This is a genomic window from Achromobacter sp. Marseille-Q0513 (assembly GCF_018195695.1).
Classification (GTDB): Bacteria; Pseudomonadota; Gammaproteobacteria; order Burkholderiales; family Burkholderiaceae_B; genus Achromobacter.
The window spans coordinates 1-10,909 of sequence record NZ_JAGTJY010000196.1 but is presented as its reverse complement, the minus strand read 5'-3'; the positions used below and the strand labels follow the sequence as shown (position 1 = coordinate 10,909).

Below are 10,909 nucleotides of genomic sequence, written 5' to 3'. Positions count from 1 at the left end.
CCGATCACCTTGGTGTGGGCGATGACGCGGGCGTCATCCTTCTTGACGTAGTCGGCGGGCAGGCCGGCGGCCATGCCGTCGTTCACCGCGCCCTGCATGTCGGCCGTCTTGGTCAGCACCCAGTTGTGGCCCATGACGTTCTTGCCCAGCTTGCCGGGATGCTTCAGGTTCACCGTGAACTGCTTGCAGCTCTTGCTGACGGTGATTTCCTTCTTGTCGAACTGCATCTGGTCATTGCCCGCGATGTCGACCGAGCATTCGGCCGCCAGCACCGGGGCCGAAGCCACCGCAAGGATCGCCGCGACGCAGAGTTTCTTGAACACCATATACATGCCTCCAGATTTTCGGATAGAGGGTTGCTGGCCGCCCGCCGCGGACCGCCGGGACGGGGTCCGGGCCGCGGGCTTGCCGGGATGGATCTATTGTCGTCCCGATCACGGGCGGATCGGGCACCGTGGACGGGACGGGTTTGACCCAGCGCAAGCAAAGCCGATTGCGTTGCCGGAAATCCTGCGGAAAACGGAGCAGTCCGCCGGCGCGGCGAGCGGTGCAGCGGTCCCGCCTTGACGCGCGGGGCCGCCTTCGATGCTAACGCATCTGGAACGCCTCCTGATGCCAGCGCACGTCGGCGCGGCCCAGGCGTCGCAGGCCGGCGCGCAGGCTGCGCGCCAGTCCGGCCGGGCCGCAGAACCAGACCTGGGCGGCCTGGCCTGCGGCCGGATCCAGTTCCACCTGCGCCGCGGCCGGCCGCTGGCCCCGGGCCGCGTCATGGATGCTCAGACGGATCGAGGGCAGCGTCGCGCAGCGTTCCCGCAGCGCGGCGGCGAAGGGGTCGGCGGCCGCGTCGCGCACGCAGTAATGCAGCTGCGCGCTGGGTGCGCGGGCCGGGTCGGCGACCAGCGCATCCAGCCAGGCCAGGAAGGGCGTGACGCCGATGCCGCCCGCCACCCAGACCTGCGGCGCGGCGTCACCGACGTCGAGCTGGAAGCAGCCATAGGGGCCTTCGACCTCCACCGGCTGGCCCACGCGCAGCGCATCGGGCAGGCGCGAGGTGTAGTCGCCCAGCGCCTTGATCTCGAAGCGGATGACACCATCCCGCCGAGGCGCGCTGGCGATGGTGTACGGGTGCGCGCCTTCGCGGCGGTCGAAGCGCACGAAGGCGAACTGTCCCGCCTGATGGCCGCACCAGTCCGCGTCCAGGCGGCATTCGACTTCCAGCACGCCGTCGCGCTTGCGTTCCAGCGCCGTGATGCGCCCGTGGCTGCGGCGGCCATGGCCGATGCGGCCGGCCAGCGCCACGCCGGCGCTCCAGATGCCGGTCGCCAGCAGCGGGGCGAGCAGCAGGCCGGTGATGCCGGTCCAGTAGCCGGCCGGCGCCAGCGCCACGGCATGGAAGGCCAGCACCAGGAACAGCGCGGGCATGACGCGATGGGCCAGGCGCCAGGCGTGATAGGGAAAGCGGCGCCACAGCGTCAGCGCCAGCATCAGCAGCAGCGCATAGATCGACCATTCGCCCAGGTCCTTGGCGATTCCCCGGCTGCCTTCGAACAGGGCCAGCGTCAGGTCGCGCGCGGGGCGACCGTCCGTGCCCAGCAAGGTCTTCAAGGGGCCGCCGGCCAGCTTGATCAGCCAGTGCGCGGCGCCGGTCACGACAGCCAGGATGCCGGCCCATTTATGCAGCCGGTAGACCCGGTCCATGCCGCCCAGCGGGCGCTCCAGCCAGGCCGGGCGCAATGCCAGCAGCATGATCAGCGCCATCAGCGCGATGGACCAGACGCCCGTCAGGTACAGCGCCTGCCGCTGCAGGACCCAGGGCCAGGCGCCGGCGGGCGCGGCTTGCAGGACGAACGCGTCGCAGGCCCAGGCGAGGGTGAGGACGAGCAGGAAACCGCCCAGGGCGGTGCGGGTTTTCATGATGACTTCCATCGAAGAGGGCCGCCCGGCAGGGCGGGACGGGCGCGGACTGCCAAGGGGGCGCCGGGAGGCAGGCGCCGGGACGGCGCAGCGCCGGCGCCGTCCGCCCCAGGAAAACGCCGCCTCAGTCCTTCAGGCGGCTGCGCAGCACGGCGCCGCTCTGCGCGTCCACGCGCAGCTTCACGCGCTGGCCCTGCGGGTTGTCGGCCTTCACGTCGTAGCGGCCGTGCTCCAGCTCGATCTCGGTGATGTTGCGGTAGCCGGCGGTGGTCAGCGTGTCATAGACCTGGCGCACGGTCAGGAACGTCTGGGGTTGGGCCGTGGCGGCGGCGGGAGCGGCCGTGGGCTGAGGCGCGGTCTGGGCATAGGCGGCGGAACCGGCCAGCGCGGTGGCGCCCAGGGCAAGCGCGGCGAAAGTGTTGCGGATCGAGGTCATGGGTGGGTCTCCTTGATGAGGGGCATGGCGCGGGATCGGCCATGGAACGCATTATTCGCAAGTGGCCATGAACCCTTTCTGAAGCGTCCGTTCACCCGCCGTTCATCCCGGACGCGGTATAAGAAACCCATGTTTTCCTTCAATCTTCGCGGCGCTGGCCGCCATCCGATCGCGCGCGCCGGTCTCTGGCTGTGCGGCGCCGCGCTGGCCGTGGTCCTGGCGGCGGGCCCGGGCCGGGGCACGGCCGGCGAGGACGACCACGATCGCGCGCGCCAGGCCCTGCAGGACGGCAAGATCCTGCCGCTGCGCGATGTGCTGGACCGGGTCGAGCGCGACTATCCCGGCCAGGTGGTCAAGGTCGAGTTCGAAGAGGATGATGGCGAGTTCATCTACGAGATCCGGCTGCTGCAGAGCGGTGGCGGGCTGATCAAGATGAAAATCGACGCGCGCGACGGCAGGGTGCTGAGCGTGAAGGGGCGCGACATTCAATTCCGGGGCAAACACTGATGCGGATCCTCGTGGTGGAAGACGAGCCCACGCTGTCGGCGCAACTGTCCGAGGCGCTGGGCCAGGCGGGCTACCTGGTGGACACCGCGGCGGACGGCGGCCGCGCGCACTACCTGGGCGAGGTCGAAACCTATGACCTGGTGGTGCTGGACCTGGGCCTGCCGGTGATGGACGGCCTGACGGTGCTGAAGAAGTGGCGCGCGGCGGGGCTGGGCATGCCGGTGCTGATCCTGACCGCCCGCGACAACTGGCACGAGAAGGTCGCCGGCATCGACGCCGGCGCCGACGACTACCTGACCAAGCCCTTCCACATGGAAGAGCTGCTGGCGCGGCTGCGCGCCCTGCTCAGGCGGCAGAGCGCCCACACCAGCGCGCAATGGCGCTGCGGTCCGATCATGCTGGACACGCGCCAGGCCCGCGTCACCGTGGACGGCCAGGCGCTGGCGCTGACCAGCCATGAATTCAAGGTGCTGGCCGTGCTGATGCAGCGGGCCGGCGAGGTGGTCTCGCGCGCCGAGCTGAACGAGCACATCTACGCGCAGGACCAGGACCGCGATTCCAACACCATCGAGGTCTTCATCGGCCGGCTGCGCAAGAAGTTGCCGCCCGACACCATCGAAACCGTGCGCGGCCTGGGGTATCGGCTGGCGAGGACGGAATGAGCGCTGCGCGCGCGCCCGGCTCGCTGCGCTGGCGCCTGCTGGCGGGCACGCTGGCCTGGATCCTCGCCACCGTGGCGCTGGCCGGCTGGGGCCTGGGCAATCTGTTCCGCCAGCACGTGGCCGAGCAGCTGCGCGCCGAGCTGGTCCTGCACCTGAACCAGCTGACCGCGGCGGTCAACGTCGCGCCCGATGGCGCGCTGAGCGTGACGCCGCTGAGCGATCCCCGGCTGGGGCAGCCCCTGTCGGGCCTGTATTGGCAGATCGACCGCCTGGACGACCAGGGGCGCACGGTGATGTCCGGGGCCGCGCGTTCGCGGTCGCTGTGGGACCAGACGCTGGCCCTGCCCGACGCGGCGGCCGATGGCGTCTATGACATCGCCGGTCCCGAGCGGCATCGGCTCACCACGCTGACGCGCACGCTCAAGCCGGAAGAGTCCGAGTCCGGCGCGCTCCGGCTGGCGGTGGCGGCCGACACGGCGGCGCTGGCCGAGCCGGTGGGACGCTTCAACCACATGCTGCTGATCGCGCTGGGCGCGCTGGCGGCGGGCCTGACGGCCGCAGCGGTGGTGCAGGTGCTGGTGGGATTGCGTCCGCTGGCGCGGCTGCGCGCGCAACTGGCCTCGCAGCATGGCGGCGGCATCACCCCGATCGAGGGGCGCTTTCCCAGCGAGATCCAGCCGCTGGTCGAGGATTTCAACCGCGTGCTGGCGGTCAACGCCGATATGGTCCAGCGCGCGCGCACGCAGGCCGGCAACCTGGCGCACGCGGTCAAGACGCCCTTGAGCATTCTGGCCAATGCCGCCGCGCGCGAGGACAGTCCGCTGGCGGCGCTGGTGCGCGAGCAGGTCGCGCTGGCGCAGCGACAGGTCGATCACCATCTGGCCCGCGCGCGGGCCGCGGCGGCGGCCGGCGCGATCGAGGGACGCACGCCGCTGCGGCCGCCGCTGGAGGCGTTGCTGCGCGTCATGCGCCGCCTGCATGCGCAGCGCGGGCTGGATGTCGACATGCCGGCCTTTCCGGCGGACCTGGCGTTTCGCGGCGATGAACAGGACCTGCAGGAGATGGCCGGCAATCTGCTGGACAACGCCTGCAAATGGGCGGCCCGGCGGCTGTGCGTCACCGCCGCGCGCGACGGCGACGGTATGTTGCTGATCCATATCGATGACGACGGCCCGGGCATTCCGGAGGACGAGCGCGAGCGCATCTTCGAGCGCGGCACGCGGCTGGACGAGCAGCGGCCGGGCTCGGGGCTGGGACTGGATATCGCGCGCGATCTCGCGCGCAGCTATGGCGGCGACGTGCTCGTCGGCGAGTCGCCGCTGGGCGGGCTGCGCGTGACGCTGCGCCTGCCCGCCGCCCGCGTCAGCGGATCAGCGTGACCGGCGCGTCGGCCAGCTGCAGCACCTGGTTGGCGACCGAGCCGACCAGGATGCCGGCCAGCGCGCCATTGCCGCGACTGCCCATGACGATGCGCTGGCAGCCGTGTTCGCGCGCATAGGCGTTGATCGCCACGGCCGGATTGCCGAATTCCACATGGCTGGTGTAGTCGATGCCGGCGTCGTCCAGCAGCTTGCGGGCCTCGTCGGCGGCCTCCTGGCCTTCGCGCAGATAGAACTCGTCGATCATGTCCTGCGTGATCAGGCTGGACAGGCCGGCGCGGCCGCGCGGCGGCGTCTGGACGTTGAGCAGGTGGACGCGGGCGGACGGCGCGCCGGCGGCCAGCGCGCGCGCATGCAGGACGGCGCGGTTGGCGTTGTCGGAACCGTCGACGGGAACGAGCAGGTTCAGCATGGATGCTCCTTGTTGCGGCGCTTGCGCGTTCACTTGACCAGGGTGACGGGCAGGGCCGTCAGGTGCAGGACCTTGGTGGCCACCGAGCCCATCAGCAGCGCGGATACCGAGCCCAGGCCGCGCGAGCCCATGTAGATTTCGTCGGCGCGGGGATCGTGCGCCACGCGCGCGATGGTTTCGGCGATGGCGCCGATCTCGGTGTGTTCGGTGCAGGGCAGTCCCGCCGAGTGCAGCAGCGCGGCGGGCTCGCGCAGCGCGTCGCGCGATTCGCGCAGGTGATAGGCGTCGATCTCTTCCTGGGACAGGCCTCGGCCGATCTTGCCCGCCTGCAGCGGCACCTGCACGTTGAGCAGCTCGACCTGCGCCACGGGATCGTAGCGGCGCGCTTCCAGCAGCGCCTGGACGGCGTGCAGCGCGTGCTGCGATCCGTCCACGGGTATCCGGATGCGTTTCATGGCGCGTCTCCTCGTCTGTCGCGGGCGCGTCCGGCGCGGCCCTGGCGACTCCAGCCCGCGCGGCGGGCGCGGGACCGGGGCGGGCGTCAAGCGCCCGTCCCACACCGATTATTCGTCAAATCGGGCCCGTCCGGGCTGCGCCGGATCAAACGCCGGCGCGCTCAGCGCCAGGCGGGCGGCGTCTGCGCGGCCTGGAAGTCGCCGCCAAGCAGCAGTCCCGCCAGCCGGGCCAGCGCGGCGGGATCGCCGGTGGTTTCCAGTTCCAGGGCGCCGCATTCGCCGTCGGCCAGCAGATCGCGTTCTCGCAGCTGGTGGCGCAGCCAGCGCGCCACCGGAGCGCCGGTTTCCAGCAGCGGCACCGAGGGGCCGGCCGCGGCCCGGATGGCCGCGTCCAGGAAGGGGAAATGGGTGCAGCCCAGCACCAGCACGTCGGCGCCGGCATCGCGCAGCTCGCGCACCGGGGCTTCGACGGCGGCGCGCAGGGCGGGGCCTTCCAGCTCGCCGCGCTCGACCAGGGCGACCCATTCGGGGCAGGGCCGGAGCAGGATGCGCACTTCGGGCGCTTCACGCTGCACCAGGGCGGCGAACTTGCGGCTGGCCAGCGTGCCGGTGGTGGCGAACACGCCGATCACGCCGCTGGCGGTCAGGTGGGCGGCGGGCTTGATGGCCGGTTCCACGCCGATCACGATCAGGCCGGGGTGGCGCGCGCGCAGGTCGGCGATGGCGGCGGCCGTCGCCGTGTTGCAGGCCACCACGATGGCCTTGGCGCCGCGCTCGACGAAGTAGTCCGAGATGGTTTCGGCGCGTCGTCGCACGTAGTCCGTGGTTTTCTCGCCGTAGGGCACGTGGGCCGAGTCGGCCACGTACAGCAGGCGTTCGCCGGGCAGCGCGTCGCGGATGGCGCGCGCCACGCTCAGGCCGCCCAGGCCGGAGTCGTATACGCCGATAGGTTGCGGGGAGGGCATGACGGATGCGGGAAGGGATGCGACAGCCGCAGAGTGTAGCGCCGCCCGGCCTCAGGCCTGCTGCTGGGCGCGGCAGAGCCGCACTTCCTCGATCAGCTTGCGGCAGGCGCCGGACAGGGGGGCATCGCGCCAGATCAGGTTGAGCGGCGCGCGCAGGCCGGCGGGCTGGGTGACGTTGACGTAGACCACGCCCTCGATGTTGACCCGGCGCAGCGAGGCCGGCACCAGCGACACGCCCAGGCCGGCGGCCACCAGGCTCAGGGTCGACAGCATGCGCGGCGCTTCCTGCGCCATGCGCGGGCTGAAGCCGGCGGCCGCGCAGGCCGAGATGATGGCGTCGTACAGGCCAGGGCCGTTGTGGCGGCGGTACAGGATGAAGGATTCCTCGGCCAGTTCCGACAGCGCGATGCGCTTCCTGGGACGGCCCCTGACCATCGGATGGTCGGCGGGGAAGGCCGCCAGCATGGTTTCCTCCAGCACGCTTTCCACCACCACGTTGCGGCTGGCGCCCTGGGCGCCGCGGATGAAGGCCGCGTCGACCCGGCCTTCGGCCACGGCCTCGGTCAGCTCGCCGGTGCTGCTTTCCTCCAGCACCAGCCGCACATTGGGCGCGGCATCGCGAAAGCGCCGGATCACGGACGGCACGAAGGGGTGGAAGGCCGCCGAGCCGGTGAAGCCCACCGTCAGCCGGCCGGCCTCGCCGCGCGATACCTGGCGCACGCCGTCCACGGCCTGGTCCACCAGCGCGATGATGTTGCGCGCGTCCGCCAGCAGCGCGCGGCCGCTTTCGGTCAGTTCCATGCCGCGCGGCAGGCGGTTGAACAGCGTCACGCCCAGCTCCTGCTCCAGCGCGCGGATCTGCTGGCTGAGCGGCGGCTGGCGGATGCCCAGGCGCTCGGCGGCCTTGGTCAGGTGGGATTCCTCGGCCACCGCCAGGAAGTAGCGCAGCAGGCGCAGATCGACGGATGCCATATCTGGTAAATATGAGTGGTTAACCAGTCATATATTAGACATTATTCTGGGCCGGGAGTAGGCTGCGGGTTGTGTTTTACCGGCGGCGCGCAGGCGCGGCCTTCCACCCTACCGGCCCCGCGCCGGCAATAAAAAATGAATGCAGCGACTCCTACCGCCGAAGCCGGCCTCGCGCCCGCGCCGAGCTGCGGGCAATTGTTCCAAGGGTTCCTCATGCTCGGCCTGACGGCCTTCGGCGGCGCGCTGCCGCTGGCGCGCCGCATGGTGGTCGAGAAGCACCGCTGGCTGTCCGGGGCGGAATTCACCGATCTGCTGGGCCTGTGCCAGTTCCTGCCCGGCGGCAACATCATCAACCTGTCGGTGGCGCTGGGCATGAAATTCCGAGGTCCGCGCGGCGCCTTCTCCGCGCTGATGGGACTGATCCTGGCGCCGTCGATCATCGTGGTGCTGCTGGGCATGGTCTACGACCGATTCCAGAACGATCCGCATGTGCAGCACCTGTTCGCCGGGCTGGCCGCCGCGGCGGCGGGCCTGCTGATCTCGATGGCGGTCAAGATCGGCCTGCCCGTGATCAAGCGGCGCGACTGGCTGGCCGGCGTCGTGGCCACCGCCTGTTTCATCTGCATCGCGGTGCTGCGCATCCCGCTGCTGCCGACCATGGCGGTGCTGACGCCGTTGAGCATCCTGCTGGTCTGGAGGCAAAGGCGATGATGCAGACGCTGTGGGCGCTGGCCCAGATCTTCACGCAGCTGTCCGTGCTGGCCTTCGGCGGCGGCAACACCATCCTGCCGGAAATGCAGCGGCAGGTCGTCGATGTGCACGGCTGGATGACGGCCGCCGACTTTTCCGCGCTGTTCGCGCTGGGGCAGGCGGCGCCGGGGCCCAATCTCATGGTGGTCACGCTGGTGGGCTGGCACGTGGCCGGCTGGTCCGGCATGCTGGTCACCACCCTGGCCAAGTTCGGGCCGTCCTCGATCATTACCGTGATCGCGCTGGGATTGTGGGAACGCTTCAAGGACCGGCCCTGGCGCGGCATGGTGCAGGCCGGCATCTTTCCCATGACGGTCGGGCTGGTGGCCGCCAGCGCCTCGCTGATCACGGAATCCTCGGTGCACAGCTGGCTGCTGGGCGCCATCACGGCGGCGGTGGCGCTGCTGGGCAGCGTCACGCGGATCCATCCGCTGTGGCTGCTGTTCGCCGGAAGCTTGGTGGGTTTGCTCGGTATCGGTTAGCGTGTAGCTTGCCGCGCCGCCGCCAGGGGCGGCGCGCCATCAGCCAGGAGCAAGCCATGTCGCAGCCCGTCCGGGATCCGCAGCAGCAGCCGGCCGCCGGCCATGCGCCCGATGGAATGGGCGAGGTCCGCGCCCTGCCGTTCTTTCACGCGCACCGCAGGCTGGCGCTGAGCGCCCTGCTGGCCATCGGGCTGGGCGCGGCGTTCCGGGCGGCGGGCCTGCCCTACAGCCGCGCCGCGCTGCTGGCCTTCGATGTGGCGGCGCTGGTGTTCCTGCTGGCGACGGCGCATGCGTTCACGCGGGCCACGCCGCAGTCCATGCGCGAGCGCGCGCAGCTGGTCGACGTGGGCCGCAGCGCGGTGCTGTGGAGCAGCGTGGCCATTTCCTGCCTGATCGTCATGGCGCTGTGGATGGAGCTGCGCTCGTCCTCGGGGGCCAGCGGCGCGCTGGACATGATCGCGGCGGCGGTCAGCATCGTGCTGTCCTGGCTGTACATGAACATGATCTTCGCGCTGCACTACGCGCACGGCTACTATAGCCGCCGCAGTCCCACGCACAAGGGCCTGGAGTTCCCCGGCACGCCGGAGCCGGACTACTGGGACTTCGCCTACTTCGCCCTGGTGCTGGGCATGACCTTCCAGGTGTCGGACGTGCAGATCGTCAACCGCCGGCTGCGGCGCACGGCGCTGGTGCACAGCGTGATCGCCTTTTTCTTCAATGTCTTCATCATCGCCATCAGCGTGAACTTGGCGGCCGGGCGGGTCTAGCCGCCGCCAGCGCCGAGGCCGGCGGGTTTTCGGCAGATCGGGTCGTCAGGCCGTCAGGCGGCGGCCAGCCGCCAGAGCGAGGTGACTTCGCGCGAGCGCGCCGCGTGCAGCGGATCGGATGCGTCGGCGGCGCGGCCGTGGCGCGGCCGCGTGTCGATCCGGTCCACCACCCGCAGGCCGGCTCGCGCGATCATGGCCAGCAGGTCGTCGCGGCTGCGCAGGCCCAGGTGCTCGGCCAGGTCGGACAGGATCAGCCAGCCTTCGCCGCCCGGCGCCAGATGGGCGGCCAGGCCGTCCAGGAAGCCGCGCAGCATGCGGCTGTCCGGGTCGTAGACCGCGTATTCGACCGGCGAGCTGGGGCGCGCCGGCAGCCAGGGCGGATTGCAGACCACCAGCGGCGCGCGGCCCGGCGGAAACAGATCGGCCTGGACGAGTTCGACGCGATTCGTCAGGCCCAGGCGTTCCAGGTTTTCACGGGCGCAGGCCAGCGCCCGCGGATCCTGGTCGGTGGCGACCACGCGCGCCAGGCCGCGTCGCGCCAGCACGGCCGACAGCACGCCCGTGCCCACGCCGATGTCGAAGGCGGTGTCGCCCGCCGGCAGCGGCGCCTGTGCCACCAGGTCCACGTATTCGCCGCGCACGGGCGAGAACACGCCATAGTGCGGATGGATGCGGTCGCCGCCCAGCGCGGCGATCTCCACGCCTTTCCTGCGCCATTCGTAGGCGCCGATCAGGCCCAGCAGTTCGCGCAGCGAGGCCACGTAGGGCGCGTCGGCCGGGCCGTGGGCCTGCTCGCAGGCCAGCCGGGCGTCGGGCGCGCGGCGCAGCGGGATGACATGGCCGGCGTCGAAGGGAATCAGCAGCATGCCCAGGATGCGGGCGCGCTGCGCCTGCGCCATGCGATGCTGGTTGAAGGCCGCCAGCAGCGTGTCGGCCGGCTTGCGGGGACGCTTGTCCACCCGCCGCGTCATGGCCTGCAGCAGCTGGCGCGCGTTCTGGTAGTCGCCGCGCCACAGCAGCCCGGTGCCCTCGCAGGCCAGGCGATAGGCCTGGTCCGCCGTGATCCGGTCGTCCGCGACCACGACGCGCTTGGGCGGCGGGGCCTCGGATTCCGAGCGCCAAAGGGCATGGCGGGGGGCCTGGTCTTCTTCCCAGTGCAGTTCGGGGGCGGTCAAGCTTGGGCTCCGCGGGCAGGACGGGATGGGGGC

Annotated in this window: 14 protein-coding genes; 6 read left to right on the top strand and 8 right to left on the bottom strand. The window is 71.1% G+C overall.

What is annotated here, in order from left to right; genetic code table 11:
* The 3 genes from azu to KDH83_RS26355 form a co-directional block, all read right to left on the bottom strand.
* On the bottom strand, window positions 1–326 hold a 326-nt coding region (gene azu / locus KDH83_RS26365; protein WP_212321117.1), incomplete at its 3' end, for an azurin.
* Window positions 327–588: 262 nt separating this feature from the next.
* Entirely contained in the window at window positions 589–1,914 is a 1,326-nt protein-coding gene (locus KDH83_RS26360) for a ferric reductase-like transmembrane domain-containing protein (protein WP_212321115.1), read from the bottom strand.
* Window positions 1,915–2,038: 124 nt separating this feature from the next.
* Window positions 2,039–2,350, bottom strand: coding sequence for a PepSY domain-containing protein (locus KDH83_RS26355; RefSeq protein ID WP_212321113.1), 312 nt, complete (start codon window positions 2,348–2,350; stop codon window positions 2,039–2,041).
* A gap of 129 nt (window positions 2,351–2,479) precedes the next feature.
* Between KDH83_RS26355 and KDH83_RS26350 the strand changes: the two genes are divergently transcribed.
* The 3 genes from KDH83_RS26350 to KDH83_RS26340 are packed head-to-tail and all read left to right on the top strand — an operon-like array spanning window position 2,480 to window position 4,898.
* Entirely contained in the window at window positions 2,480–2,857 is a 378-nt protein-coding gene (locus KDH83_RS26350; RefSeq protein ID WP_212321098.1) for a PepSY domain-containing protein, read from the top strand.
* Window positions 2,857–3,519 (top strand): response regulator transcription factor, encoded by a 663-nt coding sequence (locus tag KDH83_RS26345; protein WP_212321096.1) that lies wholly within the window; start codon window positions 2,857–2,859, stop codon window positions 3,517–3,519. The genes KDH83_RS26350 and KDH83_RS26345 overlap by 1 nt, the downstream gene beginning before the upstream one ends.
* Window positions 3,516–4,898 carry an ATP-binding protein gene (locus KDH83_RS26340; RefSeq protein ID WP_212321094.1) on the top strand — a complete coding sequence of 461 codons (1,383 nt, stop codon included), beginning with the start codon at window positions 3,516–3,518 and terminating at the stop codon, window positions 4,896–4,898. The genes KDH83_RS26345 and KDH83_RS26340 overlap by 4 nt, the downstream gene beginning before the upstream one ends.
* Here the strand turns inward: KDH83_RS26340 and KDH83_RS26335 are convergent.
* The 4 genes from KDH83_RS26335 to KDH83_RS26320 all read right to left on the bottom strand — a co-directional run bounded on the left by KDH83_RS26335 (window position 4,882) and on the right by KDH83_RS26320 (window position 7,702).
* Window positions 4,882–5,310, bottom strand: a complete 429-nt coding sequence (locus tag KDH83_RS26335; RefSeq protein WP_212321092.1) for a universal stress protein — start codon at window positions 5,308–5,310, stop codon at window positions 4,882–4,884. The two genes, KDH83_RS26340 and KDH83_RS26335, sit on opposite strands and share 17 nt — an antisense overlap.
* A 29-nt stretch (window positions 5,311–5,339) precedes the next feature.
* Window positions 5,340–5,765 carry a universal stress protein gene (locus KDH83_RS26330; RefSeq protein ID WP_212321090.1) on the bottom strand — a complete coding sequence of 142 codons (426 nt, stop codon included), beginning with the start codon at window positions 5,763–5,765 and terminating at the stop codon, window positions 5,340–5,342.
* Between the two features lie 161 nt (window positions 5,766–5,926).
* Window positions 5,927–6,730, bottom strand: a complete 804-nt coding sequence (gene murI / locus KDH83_RS26325) for a glutamate racemase (protein WP_212321088.1) — start codon at window positions 6,728–6,730, stop codon at window positions 5,927–5,929.
* A 51-nt stretch (window positions 6,731–6,781) separates the two neighbouring features.
* On the bottom strand, window positions 6,782–7,702 hold the full coding sequence (locus KDH83_RS26320; RefSeq protein ID WP_212321086.1) for a LysR family transcriptional regulator: 921 nt from the start codon (window positions 7,700–7,702) through the stop codon (window positions 6,782–6,784).
* A 135-nt stretch (window positions 7,703–7,837) separates the two neighbouring features.
* On the opposite strand from KDH83_RS26320, the gene KDH83_RS26315 reads away from it, so the two are divergent.
* Genes KDH83_RS26315 through KDH83_RS26305 form a run of 3 tightly spaced genes read left to right on the top strand, consistent with a single transcriptional unit; the run spans window position 7,838 to window position 9,701 of the window.
* Window positions 7,838–8,413 carry a chromate transporter gene (locus KDH83_RS26315; RefSeq protein ID WP_103275913.1) on the top strand — a complete coding sequence of 192 codons (576 nt, stop codon included), beginning with the start codon at window positions 7,838–7,840 and terminating at the stop codon, window positions 8,411–8,413.
* Window positions 8,410–8,934 carry a chromate transporter gene (locus KDH83_RS26310; protein WP_212321084.1) on the top strand — a complete coding sequence of 175 codons (525 nt, stop codon included), beginning with the start codon at window positions 8,410–8,412 and terminating at the stop codon, window positions 8,932–8,934. The genes KDH83_RS26315 and KDH83_RS26310 overlap by 4 nt, the downstream gene beginning before the upstream one ends.
* 56 nt (window positions 8,935–8,990) lie before the next feature.
* On the top strand, window positions 8,991–9,701 hold the full coding sequence (locus KDH83_RS26305; protein ID WP_249205368.1) for a DUF1345 domain-containing protein: 711 nt from the start codon (window positions 8,991–8,993) through the stop codon (window positions 9,699–9,701).
* Window positions 9,702–9,754: 53 nt separating this feature from the next.
* Here the strand turns inward: KDH83_RS26305 and KDH83_RS26300 are convergent, their stop codons facing one another.
* On the bottom strand, window positions 9,755–10,876 hold the full coding sequence (locus KDH83_RS26300; RefSeq protein WP_212321082.1) for a class I SAM-dependent methyltransferase: 1,122 nt from the start codon (window positions 10,874–10,876) through the stop codon (window positions 9,755–9,757).
* Window positions 10,877–10,909 lie beyond the last annotated feature (33 nt).